The 16,151-nt window shown below is 40.8% G+C and carries 18 protein-coding genes and 1 pseudogene; 13 read left to right on the forward strand and 6 right to left on the reverse strand.

Annotation, left to right across the window (positions count from 1 at the left end; all coding sequences use genetic code 11):
- Nucleotides 1-207: 207 nt before the first annotated feature.
- Entirely contained in the window at nt 208-1,308 is a 1,101-nt protein-coding gene (gene alr / locus JOC54_RS11190) for an alanine racemase (RefSeq protein WP_204466379.1), read from the reverse strand.
- Nucleotides 1,309-1,487: 179 nt separating this feature from the next.
- Here alr and JOC54_RS11195 point away from each other — a divergent pair, with 179 nt between their 5' ends.
- The 10 genes from JOC54_RS11195 to JOC54_RS23195 all read left to right on the forward strand — a co-directional run bounded on the left by JOC54_RS11195 (nt 1,488) and on the right by JOC54_RS23195 (nt 11,045).
- On the forward strand, nt 1,488-1,946 hold the full coding sequence (locus JOC54_RS11195; RefSeq protein ID WP_035422206.1) for a flavodoxin: 459 nt from the start codon (nt 1,488-1,490) through the stop codon (nt 1,944-1,946).
- A gap of 69 nt (nt 1,947-2,015) precedes the next feature.
- Nucleotides 2,016-3,389: a 23S rRNA (uracil(1939)-C(5))-methyltransferase RlmD gene (gene rlmD / locus JOC54_RS11200; RefSeq protein WP_204466380.1), complete on the forward strand. Its 1,374-nt coding sequence runs from the start codon at nt 2,016-2,018 to the stop codon at nt 3,387-3,389.
- 499 nt (nt 3,390-3,888) lie between these two features.
- On the forward strand, nt 3,889-5,226 hold the full coding sequence (locus tag JOC54_RS11205) for a four-carbon acid sugar kinase family protein (protein ID WP_204466381.1): 1,338 nt from the start codon (nt 3,889-3,891) through the stop codon (nt 5,224-5,226).
- 21 nt (nt 5,227-5,247) lie between these two features.
- Nucleotides 5,248-5,868, forward strand: a complete 621-nt coding sequence (locus tag JOC54_RS11210) for a GntR family transcriptional regulator (protein ID WP_035420726.1) — start codon at nt 5,248-5,250, stop codon at nt 5,866-5,868.
- A gap of 29 nt (nt 5,869-5,897) precedes the next feature.
- On the forward strand, nt 5,898-6,932 hold the full coding sequence (locus JOC54_RS11215) for a zinc-dependent alcohol dehydrogenase (RefSeq protein ID WP_204466382.1): 1,035 nt from the start codon (nt 5,898-5,900) through the stop codon (nt 6,930-6,932).
- A gap of 3 nt (nt 6,933-6,935) precedes the next feature.
- Nucleotides 6,936-7,925, forward strand: a complete 990-nt coding sequence (locus tag JOC54_RS11220) for a TRAP transporter substrate-binding protein (RefSeq protein WP_204466383.1) — start codon at nt 6,936-6,938, stop codon at nt 7,923-7,925.
- A 5-nt stretch (nt 7,926-7,930) separates the two neighbouring features.
- Nucleotides 7,931-8,440 carry a TRAP transporter small permease gene (locus JOC54_RS11225; RefSeq protein WP_204466384.1) on the forward strand — a complete coding sequence of 170 codons (510 nt, stop codon included), beginning with the start codon at nt 7,931-7,933 and terminating at the stop codon, nt 8,438-8,440.
- Nucleotides 8,437-9,711 (forward strand): TRAP transporter large permease, encoded by a 1,275-nt coding sequence (locus JOC54_RS11230; protein WP_204466385.1) that lies wholly within the window; start codon nt 8,437-8,439, stop codon nt 9,709-9,711. Before JOC54_RS11225 ends, JOC54_RS11230 begins: the two co-directional genes overlap by 4 nt.
- Nucleotides 9,712-9,724: 13 nt before the next feature.
- Nucleotides 9,725-10,372, forward strand: a complete 648-nt coding sequence (locus JOC54_RS11235) for a class II aldolase/adducin family protein (protein ID WP_204466386.1) — start codon at nt 9,725-9,727, stop codon at nt 10,370-10,372.
- Nucleotides 10,373-10,913: 541 nt separating this feature from the next.
- Nucleotides 10,914-11,045 carry a hypothetical protein gene (locus JOC54_RS23195; protein WP_275582702.1) on the forward strand — a complete coding sequence of 44 codons (132 nt, stop codon included), beginning with the start codon at nt 10,914-10,916 and terminating at the stop codon, nt 11,043-11,045.
- Here JOC54_RS23195 and sda read toward each other — a convergent pair.
- Nucleotides 11,019-11,204: a sporulation histidine kinase inhibitor Sda gene (gene sda, locus JOC54_RS23515; protein ID WP_437183537.1), complete on the reverse strand. Its 186-nt coding sequence runs from the start codon at nt 11,202-11,204 to the stop codon at nt 11,019-11,021. The two genes, JOC54_RS23195 and sda, sit on opposite strands and share 27 nt — an antisense overlap.
- 464 nt (nt 11,205-11,668) lie before the next feature.
- Between sda and JOC54_RS11240 the strand changes: the two genes are divergently transcribed.
- Nucleotides 11,669-12,052: a hypothetical protein gene (locus tag JOC54_RS11240; protein WP_204466387.1), complete on the forward strand. Its 384-nt coding sequence runs from the start codon at nt 11,669-11,671 to the stop codon at nt 12,050-12,052.
- A 173-nt stretch (nt 12,053-12,225) separates the two neighbouring features.
- On the opposite strand, the pseudogene JOC54_RS22925 reads toward JOC54_RS11240, so the two are convergent.
- Nucleotides 12,226-12,339: pseudogene (locus tag JOC54_RS22925) on the reverse strand (IS3-like element IS655 family transposase); the annotation flags it as partial.
- A 72-nt stretch (nt 12,340-12,411) separates the two neighbouring features.
- On the reverse strand, nt 12,412-13,107 hold the full coding sequence (locus tag JOC54_RS11245; protein ID WP_054793725.1) for a hypothetical protein: 696 nt from the start codon (nt 13,105-13,107) through the stop codon (nt 12,412-12,414).
- Nucleotides 13,108-13,451: 344 nt separating this feature from the next.
- Between JOC54_RS11245 and JOC54_RS11250 the strand changes: the two genes are divergently transcribed.
- Entirely contained in the window at nt 13,452-13,619 is a 168-nt protein-coding gene (locus JOC54_RS11250) for a hypothetical protein (protein WP_204466388.1), read from the forward strand.
- A gap of 51 nt (nt 13,620-13,670) precedes the next feature.
- Here JOC54_RS11250 and JOC54_RS11255 read toward each other — a convergent pair whose 3' ends face one another.
- Nucleotides 13,671-13,940, reverse strand: a complete 270-nt coding sequence (locus JOC54_RS11255) for a hypothetical protein (protein WP_054793724.1) — start codon at nt 13,938-13,940, stop codon at nt 13,671-13,673.
- A 156-nt stretch (nt 13,941-14,096) separates the two neighbouring features.
- Here JOC54_RS11255 and JOC54_RS11260 point away from each other — a divergent pair, with 156 nt between their 5' ends.
- Nucleotides 14,097-14,663 carry an MEDS domain-containing protein gene (locus JOC54_RS11260; protein ID WP_204466389.1) on the forward strand — a complete coding sequence of 189 codons (567 nt, stop codon included), beginning with the start codon at nt 14,097-14,099 and terminating at the stop codon, nt 14,661-14,663.
- Nucleotides 14,664-14,709: 46 nt separating this feature from the next.
- Here JOC54_RS11260 and JOC54_RS11265 read toward each other — a convergent pair whose 3' ends face one another.
- A complete protein-coding gene (locus JOC54_RS11265; protein WP_367617794.1) occupies nt 14,710-15,984 on the reverse strand; it encodes a flagellin N-terminal helical domain-containing protein in 1,275 nt (424 codons plus the stop codon).
- Nucleotides 15,985-16,151: the final 167 nt, after the last annotated feature.

Here is a 16,151-nt window from a genome sequence, read left to right on the forward strand (position 1 = left end):
CTTCAAGAGAATTCTGCGCTTTCCGGGTGCTCGGCCTCCTCCGTAGAAAAACGCCACTTCAGAGGCTTCAGACACGTGCTGGTCCCTCAAGTGTCTTCGAATTCTCCTTCCGCTAATTGTAAGATAAAACAAACGACGAACATTCCTATTTTCAGGAATGTTCGTCGTTTTGATCTGTCTATCTACTTTTGTCCCAGCCACATTTCATCAATGGCGATAAATTCGTGGCACACGACTAGCGACGGCACAAACAATTTCATAGTTAATCGTGTTTGTCAGTTCTGCCATTTGATCAATCGAAAACGCGGCAGTATCATCACGAGCTACGTCCAGCCCGGTCACATCAAGCATTGTTTGATCCATGCAGACGCGTCCAATGATAGGCACTTCTTGTCCATTTATTGTGGCGAAACCAATGTTGGAAAGGGAGCGTGATAATCCATCGGCGTAACCAATGGCCAATGTAGCAACTTGTCTTACTTCTTGAAGGTGATGCGTTCTACCGTAACTAATGGAAGATCCTGCAGACAGCGTTCTTACCGACGCAACACTTGCTTGAAGCGTCATCGCTTGTCTGAGTGGCAGCGGTAAGGTAAGTGCAGGGTCGGGACGTAGTCCGTACAGACTAATCCCGACCCGAACAAGATCAAGGTGCTTGTCTTTATGAAACAATGTGCCTGCGCTGTTGCAACAATGTTTTATCGGAACTTCTATTCCATTGTTTTCAAGCAACTGCGTGAATTCAAGAAAACGCTCAAATTGCAGGTCGGTATACGCTGAAGCAAGATTATCCGCTTCGGCAAAATGTGTAAACACTCCCTCGAGATAAATGTTTGGATAAGACGAGAGGGTTTTGGCGGCTTCTACTAACTCATCGTTCGTTTGAAAGCCAATCCGTCCCATGCCAGTGTCCACTTTCAAATGCAGCTTAATTGGTTGGCTACTTTTATCTGCAAGTCGAAGCAAAACTTGAACCATCTCTTGTTGGAAAACGCTGATGGTAATGTTGTGTAAAACGGCTTGCTCAAGTGCTTCCGGTGACGTGTAGCCAAGCACGAGAATGGGGGCGTTTATGCCTGCCTCGCGCAATTCAAGCGCTTCATCCAAAAAGGCAACCCCTAAGTAAGTCGCCCCATTGGCAAGCGCTGTTTTTGCCACTTCAACTGCACCGTGACCATATCCGTTCGCCTTTACAACAGCCATCAGCTGACAGCTAGGAGCAAGGGATTGTTTAAATAAGGTTGTATTTGAAGCGATCGCCTCTAAATCAATTGTCGCAAAGGTTTTTCTATGGCTGTTTGTTTTCATACATGTCTAGCTCCTCTAGTTCACTTTCAGATACAATCTGCCTCTATCATATCACCACTTTCTAGAGAGACGTCAATCGAAAAAAAGCAGAGAATTTTATTCGAACGACGAAATGTTTAGTTTTTAATTGAAAATGATTATCACTATCATTTAAACTAAGTGAAAGGAGTGATCACTTAATGAGAGTGTGTATTGTATTTGCAAGCATGTCTGGTAATACAGAAGATATAGCTGTTTTAATAAAGCGAGAACTTGAAACCAATCTCTTTCAAGTCGATCTTGAAGAGATGGACGGTTACTCTGCCAGTGAAATCCTGGCTTATGATGCGGTATTAATCGGCAGCTATACATGGGGCGATGGCGATTTACCGTACGAAGCAGAGGACTTTGATGAAGAACTAGCAGAGCTGCAGCTGAATGGAATGCTAGCAGGCGTGTTCGGTTCAGGGGACCGTGTCTATCCTTCTTATTGTGAAGCCGTACATATTTTCGAAAAGTCATTAAGCAAGTGTGGAGCAACAATCGTATGTGACAAGCTTGAGATTGAGTTTGACCCCAACACAGACGCGGATAGGGAAGCGTGTAAACGGTTTGCCAATCAGCTTGTTCAAGCACTTATGGAAAACGTCACTCGTTAGTTCTTTGTTGGGTGCGTCCGGCATGATACAATAGAGCAAGTGAAATTTGCCAAAAAGGACGTACCAAATATGAAGAATCAGAATGCACCAGTTCAAAAAAACCAGACGCTAACCGTTACAATTGACGATTTAACTCATGACGGTTCAGGTGTTGCTAAAGTAGATGGCTATGCGCTGTTTGTTCCCCAAGCACTTCCGGGAGAAACGGCAAAAATTAAAGTGATAAAAACAAAAAAAGGCTATGGATTTGCCCGTTTGTTAGAAATAGAAGAAGCAAGCAAACATCGGGTCGAGCCTCCTTGCCCCATCTTTTATAAATGCGGAGGCTGCCAAACGCAACATATGGATTACGAGGCCCAGCTTTCGTCAAAACAAAAGCAAGTAAAAGACGTGATGGAACGGGTTGCCAAATTGCCAGACGTACCCGTTCACCCTGTGATTGGGATGGAAGATCCATGGCGCTACCGCAACAAGTCTCAAGTTCCTGTCGCTTTTCAAAACGGAGAGCTTGTCGCTGGATTCTATGCGAAACGGAGCCACTCCATTGTTGATATGGATCAATGCATTATCCAGCATAAAGAAAATGATCTTGTTGTGCAGACGGTCAAGCGACTTGCAAAGGAACTCGCTATCCCGGCGTATAACGAAGAAAAACACAACGGTGTTCTCCGACATATCGTCGCACGTTATGGAAAAACAACCAATCAAGTCATGGTTGTACTTGTTACGAAAGGCAAAAAACTGCCACGCCAACAAGAATTAATTGATGGCATTCAGAAGAAGATTCCCGGTGTTGTTTCCATTGTGCAGAATGTAAACAGCGAGCGAACGAACGTTATTTTTGGAAAACAAACGGACGTGCTCTGGGGCGAAACGTACTTGTATGACGAGATTAACGGAATTCGCTTTGCGATTTCAGCGCGCTCATTTTATCAAGTGAACCCTGACCAAACAAACCGACTCTACAGCAAAGCATTGGAATACGCTGACTTAAACGGGACGGAAACGGTCATTGACGCATACTGCGGCATTGGAACGATCTCGCTTTTCCTTGCCGAAAAAGCAAAGCATGTGTATGGGGTTGAAATTGTGCCAGAGGCGATTACTGATGCGAAGCGAAACGCCAAGCTTAATCACATTGATAACGCCACTTTTGCAGTCGGAGAAGCAGAAAAAGTGATTCCATGGTGGCATGCGCAGGGCATTCAGGCAGACGTCATTGTTGTAGACCCGCCGCGCAAGGGCTGTGACGAAACGCTGCTAAAGACGATGCTGCAAATGAAACCAAAGCGAATCGTCTATGTTTCCTGTAACCCCGGCACTCTCGCCCGCGATCTCCGCATTCTCGAAGACGGAGGATATGCAACGCAAGAGGTCACGCCAGTAGATATGTTTCCGCAGACGACGCATGTAGAGTGCGTGGCGGTGTTAGAGTTAAAATAGTTTGATGCAATAGGATTTGCGGATTTTAGCTGATAATTGAAGTGTGTTTTATGTTCCCTCGGACTTAAGGTTCGGGGGATTTTTTACTATGGGCTCTAACTTGTGGCAGAACGCCTTCTAAATCAGACGGTCTATACGAAAAAAGTTTCGAAGGTGGTTAACATCATTGAAGGCATTGAAAATATAACGCGATAGATTCAGTTGATTTAACTCTTTTTGCGGTTATGCCCTCTTTAAACTATATACTATGTATTACAAGGCATACCAAATCAATACCTTGTAATGTTAGGTTTGTTTTTTAATAAGAAAATAGAAGTTGTTGCAAAACTAGCTCAAGCCTTTCATTGTCTCCCTGAGTTTAAGGAGAAAGAAGAAGTCAGTCAGCTCGATGAAACCCTTTTCTTTTTTTATGAAAACGGTTGACAAAAGTGTGAACGGTTGATAAGATCCGTAATAGATATAACATAGATCTAAGATAGATTCTTGGTGGTGAAGAGAAATGAGTAGATTAACGTTAGGATTTTATGGTGATGATTTTACTGGTTCAACGGATGCGATGGAAGCGCTCGACCAGTATGGTTTAAAGACTATTTTATTTTTAAGAATTCCAGATAAAGAAATGCTAGCAAGATTTGAGGGTGTCGACTGTATCGGTGTAGCTGGTACAGCGCGTGCGAAAGGAAAAGTAGGGATGAAAGCAGAGCTTGAGCCTGTGTTTTCCTTCTTACAAGAAATGAATCCATATTTTGTCCATTACAAAGTATGTTCGACTTTTGATTCTTCTCCCGAAACAGGGAGTATCGGGTTTGCAAGTGATCTTGCAAGACAATACTTTATGACAGGAAGCTACCCGCTTTTAGTCGCTGCACCGAAGTTAGGCAGATTTACAGTGTTTGGTAGCCATTTTGCTAAATTCAAAGAGGGTGTTTATCGTCTTGATCAGCATCCGGTTATGTCGAAGCACCCTGTAACGCCAATGAACGAAGCCAATTTGGCAACTCATTTACAAAAGCAAACAAAACAGACGATCGGTAACGTGACGGTACAGTCGCTAGATAGCCAATCAGCAGCTACGATCATAGAGGAAGAACCTGAGAGCGATATTGTCGTTTATGATGCGCTACAAGCGAGTCATATGGAAAAGGTGTCTGAAGTTCTGTGGGCTAAAAGAAAAGAAGAGACACAATTTCTCTTAGGGTCTTCTGGTGTAGAATATGCAATTGGTGACGCGATGAAGCGTGAAGGGCTAGTAGACAGAAAAGAGCGAGAGAAAAAGTCAACACAAGTAGACCAAATCTTTGCTGTTTCTGGAAGTGTATCTGAAGTGACGAAAAGTCAGCTCATCGCCGCGGAAGAGGCAGGCTTTCATTCAATAAAAATTTCTGTCGACTTGTTTACCGATGAGCAAAAAGCAGAAGCTTTCTTAAGAGAAATTATGGAGCAATTAGAATCAAAAAAGAAAGTGGTTATTTATACTGCGAAAGGTGCCGATGATCCTGCGATTCAAGAAACGAGAGATCATTTAGCACAGGCAGGAATAGAGAAAGAGAATATCGGTATTTACATTGGTGAGAAATTAGGAGCATGGACAAAACACATCCTTGATCATACAAATCTAAGACGTGTCATCATTTCAGGAGGAGATACATCAGGCTTTGTTACCTCGAATCTTGATATTTATGGCTTAGAAGTTCTAGATTCTGTTGCACCTGGGGCTCCTTTATGTTTAGGATATTCTGAGAGTGCGAAATATGATGGACTGGAAATTGCCTTAAAGAGTGGTCAGCTAGGTGGCGAGCATTTCTTCGAGAAGGTCTATCAATCCGGCGCTAAATAAACTAAAGGAATGGTAGAGAGCATGTTATTGAAAGATGTGGCGTATGAAAAGATCAAAAGTAAGATTTTAGAAGAGCACTATGAGCCCGGGCAGTTCTTGTCCGAGCGAACGCTAATAGACGAGCTAGGGATGAGTAAGACTCCGATAAAAAATGCGTTGGTGCGCCTAGAATCAGAAGGGTTTGTCACCGTATCTTCCAAACAAGGCATCATTGTCATTGATATTTCGATTGAGCGAATTAATGATATTTATAATCTTCGAATTGCGCTGGAGACTTACAGTTGTCAAGAGATTTACCAGCGCATCACCGAAGAACAAATTAAAGAGTTAGAAGAAAATATAGAGGCAACGAAACTAGCTGCCATGAACAAAGATGTAAAAGCGTTTGCGACACTTGATCATGAGTTTCATTTAGCGATTAGTGAGTTTGCTGGAAATAGCGAAATTACAAAGATTTTATTGAACTATCAAGATCATCTTCGCCGTATTACATTACGTCATTTAAAGAAAGACCCAAATCGAGTACAGAAATTCTATGCTGAACATGTAGACATCTTAGAAGCTTTAAAGAATAAAGATGGAGACTGCTCAAGCTTAATGAAAAAACACCTCTATGAATCAAAGATGATGTATTTCCAATGATTTGTAGTGTGTAAGGGGAGAGGACATCCATGAAAGCGGTTTTTGTAGAAGCAGCAGAATCAATTAATGTAAAAGAAATTGACGTACCAGCGTTAAAAGCAGATGAGGTCTTAATTAAAGTAGCAGCAGCGGGAATTTGTGGCTCAGATATTCATACGTATAAGGGTTTACATCCGTTTCGCAAACCACCTGTGGTGATTGGTCATGAAGTAGCTGGAGAAGTTGTGGAAATTGGCAGTAATGTACAGCATGTCCAAGTCGGGGACCGCGTTACGGTGGAGCCACAAATCGGTACGGGTGAAACAGAAGGTGTGATGACAGGCCAGCCGAATCTATCGGATAAGCGCTTGGCGCCAGGAATGGGCGACTGGCTTGGAACAATGGCAGAATATTTTACATCTCCAGAGTCACAAGTCATCCAGCTTCCGGATCATGTTAGTTATGATCAAGGTGTGCTTGTTGAACCGCTTGCTGTAGGTGTGCATGCGGCACGTAAAGGAGATATTCAGCCTGGTGATCGTGTAGTGATCCTTGGAGCAGGTCCGATTGGCTTACTGACATTAATTGCTGCGAAAGCAAAAGGAGCAACAGACATCGTCGTCACGGATGTGCTCGATTATTCCTTAGATTATGCGAAGAAAATGGGAGCCACTTCAACGCTTAATATCAGAAACAACCCGGATTGGATTCAAGAAGCGAAAGCGAAAGTCGGTCGTTCTTTTGATAAAGTCTTTATTACGGCTGGCGTCCCGGGAATTATCAATGATTCTTTGAATCTGTTAAAAAAAGGTGGACGTGTCGTGACCGTCGCCATGTTTCATGGACAGCAAGACTTTGACGTAGAACAGCTGCAACAGAATGAAAAAGAAATCGTCGGTTGCATGACCTATAATCGCCCGGATACAGAAGAAGCGTTAGAGATTATTGCAAAAGGTGAACTGCCAGTAGATGCCGTTATTTCCCATACGCTTTCTTATGAAGAGGCTAATCGTGGCTTTGAAATGGTAGACAAGAAGCAGGATGAATCAGTGAAAGTTATTGTCACTTTCAATCAGGAGGGCTAATAGATGAGATTAAAACATACATGGATACCTGTTTCAGCCATGATGGTTGCTTTAGCTGGCTGTAGTTTTGGCGAAGGTGCGGAAGATGAACCAAAATTATTGCGTCTAGGTCATATTCAAAGTGAATCGAATGCTTGGCATCAAGCTTCAGTTGAATTTGCTAATTTAGTTCAAGAAAAAACAGACGGAAGTGTCAAGGTAGAGGTTTATCCAAGCTCTACTCTTGGCGCTGATCGCGATCTAGTAGAAGGAATGCAAATTGGTTCGGTTGACTTTGCTTTAGTAGCAGGGGTAATGTCCAATTTTTATGACCCATATGCGGTGCTTGAGCTTCCGTACTTATTCGAAAATTTGGATCATTTGGAAACTTTTCTCTATGGGGAAGATGGAAAGCGGTTGCAGGAAGATACTTTAGAAGCAACTGGTGTGAGAGGGCTGGAATTCTGGCTACGTGGCGCAAGACAATTAACAACGAATCGATTGGTGGAGAGTCCAGCGGATTTACGAGGAGTAAAGATTCGTGTACCCAATATTGAAGCTTCTGTAGATGGTTGGCAAGCGATGGGAGCAAGTCCAACACCGATGAATTTCGGTGAAGTTTACTCTTCTCTGCAGACAGGCGTGATTGACGCGCAAGAGAACCCGATTGAATTTACAGCGAGTGCTCGAATTCATGAAGTACAAGATTATCTAGTTATGACCGACCATGTCTTCGGTTATGTACAGTTGCTTATGAGTGACTTAACGTTTGAAGAGTTAACCGAATTGGAGCAACAAGCGGTTCTAGAAGCAGCGGAAGAAGCACGTATTTTCCAAAATGAAATCGTTGCCACGCAAGAAGAAAATGCGTTGCAGATGATGCTTGATGAAGGTGTCGAGCAAATTGAGGTAGATCAAGAGCCGTTTCGTGAGGCGGTCCAAGATGTGAACGAACGTTTAGCGGACAAGTACGGAAGAGAGCTATACGACACGATTCAAGGGATGAGGGAGTAGAGCTTATGAATGTGTACATTCGATTTATTGACTCAGTAAATACAGGCGTTAAATATATCGTTTCTATTATGCTAGCTGTTTTGGCTATCCTGGTTGTCTTGCAAGTAACGACTCGTTTTGTTATTAATGTGCCGCTTGCATGGACAGAGGAGATTGCCCGTTACTTAATGATTTATGTTGTCTTTTTAGGATCTGGATTAGCGATGCGCTATAACCAGCATATTGCAATTGATTTTTTAATCGACGTTATGAAAAATGTGAAAAACAAAGCAAGATTACAAACTGTTGTCTTATTGATAAGCGCCGTGTTCTGTCTGTTGCTTGCTTACTACGGAACACAATTAACGTTTATTGTTGTTGATCAATCGACACCAACCCTTGGTTATTCAATGTCATGGGCATATGCGGCGGTTCCGTTCGGTGCCTTGCTCATGCTGCTTAACATTATTGCCTTACTAATCCAACCGAAAAAAATAGAAGATAGTATTGATAGAATAGTTGGTGAGAACGAATGATTACTATTTTACTTGTATCATTAATTGTATTGTTCTTTATTGGTGTACCAGTAGCGATTGCTCTTGGCTTATCTACAAGTCTGGCGATGATTCTCGCAGGAGATATTACGTTATTAACATTAGCGCAACGAGCGTTTGTATCACTTGATTCCTTTCCATTGTTAGCAATCCCATTATTCATCTTAGCTGGTGTTATTATGGAATACGGTGGAATCTCCCAACGTTTAATTAATTTAGCCAACTCGTTAACGGGTCATTTAGTCGGTGGATTAGCGATCGTTACGGTTGTGACAACGATGTTTTTCGCAGCCATTTCAGGTTCAAGTGTTGCAGCAACAGCAGCATTAGGAGCGATTTTAATTCCAGCGATGATCAATAGAGGATATGAAAAAGAATTTGCTGGAGGAGTACAAGCGGTTTCTGGAACTCTTGGTATTATTATGCCACCGAGTATTCCGTTAATTTTATACGGAACAGCAGTTGGGGCTTCAATCGGAGATTTATTTATCGCTGGCATGGTGCCGGGAATATTAATTGGAATTGCTTTAATTGTGACGGTGGTTATTATTGCGAAAAAACGTAACTACCCGAAAGAAGAAAAGAAAAGTGGTAAAGAAATTGGCGAAGCCTTTGTTAAAGCGATTCCAGCTCTTATTATGCCTATCATTATTTTAGGTGGTATTTATTCTGGTATATTTACAGCAACAGAAGCTGCCGGTGTAGCGGTTGCCTATGCCTTCATTGTTGGTGTCTTTGTTTACCGAGCGATTAATTTTACGAAACTGAAAACAATTCTTTCTCAAGCATCCATTACAACAGCAACGATTATGTTAATTCTTGCAACGGCTGGTTTGTTTAGTTGGGTACTTACGATTGAAAATGTGCCACAACAAGTCGCAAGCTTCATTACATCTATTTCAGAAAACCCTTGGGTCTTCTTAGGTATTGTCATTCTCTTGTTACTAATTATTGGGATGTTCATGGAAACAAACGCATCGATTATTATTCTGGCACCAATTCTTGTACCGGTAGCATCTCAACTAGGTATTGATCCAGTTCACTTCGGAATTGTGATGATTGTTACACTTGCAATTGGTATGGTGACGCCACCAATGGGTCTGAACCTGTTTGTCGTTTCGAAAATTGGGAAGTTACGATTAGATAAATTAACGTATAGCTTAATTCCATTTTATATTGCAATTTTAATTGTCCTTGTGATTATCGCATTTATTCCAACAATTACGACCACATTTGTAGAATGGGTAAAATAAAGGAGGGGTCCTAATGACCAAAGAAATCATCTTACAAGACTTACAAAAAACAGGTAAGTACATGATGGATAAAGATCTTGCTTGGGGAACCGCAGGTAATATAAGCGCTCGCTGTGAAGAAGGGTATTTTATTTCAGCAACAGGCACGTATTTAGGTGAACTAGAAGTAGAAGACTTTTCTTATTGTGAGAAGGGCGAACACCTAGTTGGGAAGAAACCGTCGAAGGAATTCTTGATGCATGAAGGCATTTATGAGGAGCGCGAGGAAATTGGAGCGGTGCTTCACTCCTCTCCTTTTTACAGTACGTTGATTGCGAATACAAGTCTTGATCTGCCGTCTAACTACTTTGTTGAAGCTATGTATTATCTGGAGAAAGTCGTGCGTATTCCTTATCACCATCCAGGTAGTAAAGAGCTGGCTCAAGCGGTGAAAAGCAAGGCGAAGGAAGGCAATGTATTTCTTCTAGAGAATCATGGCGTCATCGTTTGTGATGTCAATATTAAAGAAGCAAGAACGGCGCTACAAACATTGGAATACACAGCAAAAATGTTTATTACGGCCATGGAAAAAGGAATTCAAATCAATGGTCTTAGTGAGAAGACTGTTCATTCTTTCCTCCACGAAGCTGGTTACAAACCTGTACGCCAGTGGAAGAAATAAGAATGTGAAACAAGCGTGATGCGAGAGGCGGAGCGCTTGTTTTTTGTCGGAAGGAGAACGAATCTTTTCTTGCAATTTCCTTTTTCAGAGAGACAGCTATACCAAGGGTGCGACACCCTCGAGGCAGGGGCTGTAAGCCTTTGTCTAATTATGAAGCATTCAATTTCGTAATGACTTAGATGGCGACGGTCTCCACATTTGTAATCTCATTGATTACGCTTGTTATCGCGATTGTGTGCTTTAAAAACGACAAATAGCCCTTGAGCTCACAACTCGGATAAGGGCTATTTTTTAGGGCGTTACGCTCTAAAACAAATGCGCCAAACTCATTGAGTTGACAAATCTGTTTTAGGCCTGAGTGCATACTCCAATATGCATCCAGGTCTTTTTAGTTTGTATTCTTACTCATTATTTTATACGGTAAACGTTTTTGGTCTATAGTAGGTGATCCTCTTGGGGTAGCCTATTTTTAACATAGTGGAAAATTTATCTTGTAATGTTGTCTGAAAATTATTATTATATATGTGAAAAGGGGTGAGAAATGGCTAAGATCTATGTCGTATTGGAAGGGTTAATCACTGAATTTGAAGCAAAATTAAACAGAGAGCTTACTAAAGAAGAGTTGGATCTCTTAGAATATATAGCGTCAAAGCTGGAAGCCTCGACTGAGTAATTCATCACGCAGCAATTTCAACAAATCTTCAGGTAAATTATTATGTACAGCATATTGATAAGCTTCATATAAAATATCTACGCTAACCTGCTTTAGTGGCAATTGACAACCTCCTATTTTATGATGCAAAGAAGCCCCGTTAGTGGTAACGGGACTCAAGCCTTTTCTGAGGGGAAAAGGGAAGGGTAATACTATCAGATATTAATTATATCGTCAATGTGAACTTATTTATTAAATACTAAAAAAGGCCCTGCTCATTGAGCGGGGCTAAAAAGGATACAATGAGACTCTCACGGGGTCATGTGACAGTCCATTAACTTCCGAGGAGAAGTTCTTGTCAGAATAGCAAAGTAACTGTGTAGCGTCAATCATTACGGAAAAAAGTATAAGGTCGATTTACAGTGTTTAGAATTTTAGTGTGCTAAAGTCCCTCCATTACTCACGACTTCCGATTAGAGGCTACTGTCAACAGGTAGCCTCTTTTTCTATGTGCTCTCGAACTTTTACCAATTCTTCAACCGTTTATTAATACGATTTCCTTTTAAATAAGTTTGAATTTTAAAGTCATTGGGAATTTTCTTATGTGTGATATAAGTAATTTAAATTTTTTAGAGGTGATTTCATTGAAGAAACTTATACTTAGTTTGGTAACTACAGGTGCGCTCATGGTTGAATGTAGCAATGACGAGAACCAGACTTACACTGAAGAAATGGATTTAGATACTTTGGAAGCTTCGTCGGAGATTGTTCACTTTGACGGTGCTGGAGAACTTATGACAGAACCAGGTCAGTTATTATTTGAGGAGTATGATGAAAAATATCAAGACAATTTAAGTGAGCAAGCAGAAGAAGTGAAGTCATTATTATTTGAACTACGCGATATAAATATGGCCCAATATGGAGATGAAGAGGTTGATGTGAACGAAAATAGGACATTCCATGATGTTCATGTTGAGCTTAATGCATTAGTGAAAGAATTGCGAGAGGAAAACGATTTACATAATTAAACTTGCTGTTTTAAGAATAAAAGCTAATTAAAGATAACTAAAATCAAACCCTCAAATCATTTAAGCTTATGTGTTTTGAGGGTTTTTGTTACGAGATTCTGTAAGGGTCTATGTCTAATCGGTATTCCAATATCGAATAACAACATAATTAGCAGTCCTCCCCTTAATCTTCAGTCCCTGGTCTTGTTTAATTCACGATTTAAAGTAGTCCCAACTTCTGATTCATTAATAGCGGTTCTAGTTGGTTTAAACTGGCCATCTGAATAAATGGAAACAAGGCCTTGTTCTTACATGATGTGGGTATTTAAATGGCTGCAAGTAATGTGCGTTCAAAATGAAAAAAGAGCCAATTAAGGCTCTTAGTTAATAGTAACTTGCATATCAATTTTTTCCCCTACATCTTCCCAGTCTTCTAATGTATGAGGTGCATTGATAAGGATTCGAACTGTTTCAATTTCATTAGGATCAGAATTCTCAAGCAAATAATAAATAGAACCGCTCTTATTCACAGCTCCCAAAAACTCTCCGTCAATATGATCGGATAGAAGGATATGGGATTCCAACTGTTCGCCAGTGTTTGTTGTAATCGTAGCTTGGCTTGGATAGAAATTAATATCATCCTCTGATGTATTACTTGCTTCCATATCTATTTGAATAATTCCAGTGGGCTCAAAATCAAGGAATTCTAAGATTTCACCGGATAAAGATACTTCCTGTACGTTTAATTGAGGTATATCCAAAGTCATAGGACCACTCTCAATGGTATCGATATCATCTACTCTAGCGACCAAAGTAAATGTTCCACCTTCGTTTTCAATTGTCTCTCCTACAGCTGTTTCCCAGTCGCCATCTGATGCAGCTTCATCCGCATCACTATTGGCGTCGTCCTCATTGTCGGTTTCTTGATCATCGGTATTTTCTGCTTCATCGTTTGATTCTTCTGCAGCTGCAGGAGTTTCTGAGTTGCTGTTGTTGTCGTTATCATCGGATTCACCACATGCAGCTAAAGTGATAACGCTAACAAGTCCGAGTGATAACAATAGATTTTTCTTCAATTTATGAATGCCCCTTTTATGTAAGATACACTAAGTATAAATGAACTAGGAAGATAAATGTATCAATTAGACAAAAAAAGACTTTTTCGACTTCTTGTAGGATTATTTAGAACTGATTCTTCTGCAACGGCAAACGGACACCTTTACATCAAAGGAATTTGCACGGCAGAGAAAATCATAACTGTACAGGTAGGAAAGAAACTTTTAAAAAGGGAAGGATGTCTTTAGTGTGAGCCATCGACCTTTTCAGCGAAAGCCTGTATCATTTCACAGGCTTTTTATTTCGCTCTTCTGTAATTAATGAGATACTTAACCAAAGCAGCTTAGAAGAGGTAGGTTTTTTTATGTGGATGTTTGTTTTAATTGGCGTACTTTTTGTTGTTGGTGTAACAATTTTGCTGGTTAACGATGGGAGTTATCACTTATCCCAAGTAGGTGGGGGAGGGGCGCTCTTTTTAATTCTTGTCGTTCTCATCCTCTATTGTATGAGCTTAATGAAAAAGAAAAAATGACAAGGGAACTACCGATATGTATACAAAATGCTAACGTTTTACAGTATTTTATCACTCAATCGATTGCAAGACCCTTCTGTTATCTTTATAAACATAAAAACTGGCAAGATATTTTTCGTCGATTTCAACAAGGTGATAGACATTTCGATCTACTTCTACATCGTAGGTCTCTCCACTTAACTCCTCTAGTTCAACCAGGTACACGTCTTCATCTTGATGTTTATCTGTTAGATGAACAATGGCATGAACGCTGGATTCGTAATTGTTGCAGGAAACAAGCAGGAGAGATGATAGTGTTAACAAGTAAAATACATAGTTCATTAAATTATTCCTCCATAAAAAATTCTTCTAATAATCTAACATGTGTATAGTTGGAGGACAAGAACCTTAGCTAAAATAAACAGACCCTATTCATTTCATTAGCAAAAATGCTATATTCGTACATATAAATAAAAAATACGCTAAAGGGATGATGGTATGGATAGTACGTTGTCAAGTTTAGTAAATGAGAATAAACCTAAACATATCTTATATGCGTATGAAGAGATTGAAAGCTATCTTGAGCTTGTAGTGGAATATTGTGAAAGTGGGGTCCGGTTAGGCAATCATGTTGTCTGTATCGAGAGTCTACGTTTGTATCCTCAAGTGTTAAAGAAGTTAAAAGAGAGATTAACGAAGGAAGAGATGGAGATGATCCATCATGTAAATAATTTTGATTTCTATTTATCGAGCGGAAGTTATCACCCGCCAGCTATCTTGGAATACTTTACTCGGACTGTACAGCCATTTAAGGAGAATAACATACGGTTTCAATCATGGGCTCACGTCGAGTGGAATACAATGAAAGCGCCGTATCAGCATATTGAATACTTTGAGAATAGAGTGGATGAAGCTGTAGCAGAAATGTCCTTCTCCCTTATTTGTGCCTATAAGCGAGCGCTTATGCCAGAGCAGCTGCAACAAACGTTGCTTCGAACACACCCGTATGTCTACATCAATGACAAGGTTTATTCAAATGATCAAAATCAAATGACTCATCTTTAATACGAAAAAAGGACTCGAGCCCGAGTCCTTTTTTTAGTTAAAGCGATTAACCGAGAAGTTGAAGGACCTGCTGAGGAGCTTGATTCGCTTGAAAAAGCATAGCTTGTGAGGCTTGCGCTAAAAGCTGGTGTTTTGTTAATTCCATTATTTCTTTTGCCATGTCAACATCACGAATGCGGGATTCGGCTGCTTGTAAATTTTCAGACGTGTTCAGTACGTTCGAAATCGTATGCGTTAAGCGATTTTGAGTTGCTCCAAGCTTTGAGCGTTCAGATGAAACACGTGTAATCGCTAAATCAATTGAGCCTATAGCCAGCTGGGCGGCCGAGCTTGTTGAAAGATTTACCCCAGTTAATGAGGTTGGCGCACCGTCTAGCGTAATGTTTATTGTTTGATTAGGTCCGTATGCTTCATCCGCGGCTTGTATAAGCGTACCGTTTGTATAATAACCTGCCTGCTGCTGATCTGTAGCCGTCTGCCAAGTCGCTGTTTGTTCGTTACCTGTTAAATCAGTATAGCGCAAGGAATTGGTTGAAGTTGTTAGCGTTTCTTCTTCAAGTAATATTTCTCGATTGGCTCCTTCCCAATAAACAGTGTAAGTGCCATTTGCCTCTGGCTTATCCGTCTCGTATTTAAGTTCATCGCCTAAATAATAACCAGTTCTACCTGGGCCGTTATCAATAAATCTTCCAATCATATCTTTACTAGGGTCATTCTCGTCCACACGCAGGCGGGCAATATGTGAGGTTGTGACATTTGTTACCTGGCTGGTAACCGCGCTGGTTTGCTGAGTATGAAGAATGCCTACGCCAAGGGAACGTGCATCCATTGCACCAATTGAAAAAGAAAGCGACTGTCCGGCATTGGCGCCAACTTGGAGGGTAATAGAAGCTGAACCATTTAAAAGCTTTTTTTGGTTAAATTCAGTCGAGCCAGCAATACGGGTAAGTTCTTGAGCGAGCGCGTCAACCTCTTGTTGAAGCTGGTTTCGGTCACTATTTGTGTAGGTATCCGTTGCTGCCTGGATGGAAAGCTCGCGCATCCGCTGCAAGATTGAATGTGTCTCGTTTAAAGCACCTTCTGCTGTTTGAATCAAAGCGACACCATCTTGGGCGTTTCGGCTTGCTTGATTAAGCCCACGTACTTGGGCTCGCATTTTTTCGGAGATGGCAAGACCTGCGGCATCATCTCCAGCTCGATTAATCCGCAAGCCTGAAGAAAGCTTCTCTTGCGCTCGAGCTGCCTTAGCATGATTGATGCCAAAGTGTCGGTGAGCGTTTAAAGCGCTCAAATTGGTTTGAATAATCACTCTTGTGTACACGTCCTTTTCTTCTATTTGAATCTAAAGACTTATTTAAATTTAAATATATAGTTCTTTTAACTTATTTACCACAAATAAATAACCAAAAAACATGGGATTTTTGGTTATTTAATACCTATGCCTAATTATTTATTTTTATGCAGTTTAAATACAGGCAAAACAAGAAT

The sequence above is a fragment of the Shouchella xiaoxiensis genome, from assembly GCF_016907895.1.
GTDB classification, from domain to species: domain Bacteria; phylum Bacillota; class Bacilli; order Bacillales; family Bacillaceae_D; genus Shouchella; species Shouchella xiaoxiensis.

Bases quoted from the DNA above. Each gene is read 5' to 3' on its own strand.
- alr (WP_204466379.1), bottom strand. From the start codon at position 1,308: ATGAAAACAAACAGCCATAGAAAAACCTTTGCGACAATTGATTTAGAG.
- JOC54_RS11195 (WP_035422206.1), top strand. From the start codon at position 1,488: ATGAGAGTGTGTATTGTATTTGCAAGCATGTCTGGTAATACAGAAGAT.
- rlmD (WP_204466380.1), top strand. From the start codon at position 2,016: ATGAAGAATCAGAATGCACCAGTTCAAAAAAACCAGACGCTAACCGTT.
- JOC54_RS11205 (WP_204466381.1), top strand. From the start codon at position 3,889: ATGAGTAGATTAACGTTAGGATTTTATGGTGATGATTTTACTGGTTCA.
- JOC54_RS11210 (WP_035420726.1), top strand. From the start codon at position 5,248: ATGTTATTGAAAGATGTGGCGTATGAAAAGATCAAAAGTAAGATTTTA.
- JOC54_RS11215 (WP_204466382.1), top strand. From the start codon at position 5,898: ATGAAAGCGGTTTTTGTAGAAGCAGCAGAATCAATTAATGTAAAAGAA.
- JOC54_RS11220 (WP_204466383.1), top strand. From the start codon at position 6,936: ATGAGATTAAAACATACATGGATACCTGTTTCAGCCATGATGGTTGCT.
- JOC54_RS11225 (WP_204466384.1), top strand. From the start codon at position 7,931: ATGAATGTGTACATTCGATTTATTGACTCAGTAAATACAGGCGTTAAA.
- JOC54_RS11230 (WP_204466385.1), top strand. From the start codon at position 8,437: ATGATTACTATTTTACTTGTATCATTAATTGTATTGTTCTTTATTGGT.
- JOC54_RS11235 (WP_204466386.1), top strand. From the start codon at position 9,725: ATGACCAAAGAAATCATCTTACAAGACTTACAAAAAACAGGTAAGTAC.
- JOC54_RS23195 (WP_275582702.1), top strand. From the start codon at position 10,914: ATGGCTAAGATCTATGTCGTATTGGAAGGGTTAATCACTGAATTTGAA.
- JOC54_RS11250 (WP_204466388.1), top strand. From the start codon at position 13,452: ATGTGGATGTTTGTTTTAATTGGCGTACTTTTTGTTGTTGGTGTAACA.
- JOC54_RS11255 (WP_054793724.1), bottom strand. From the start codon at position 13,940: ATGAACTATGTATTTTACTTGTTAACACTATCATCTCTCCTGCTTGTT.
- JOC54_RS11260 (WP_204466389.1), top strand. From the start codon at position 14,097: ATGGATAGTACGTTGTCAAGTTTAGTAAATGAGAATAAACCTAAACAT.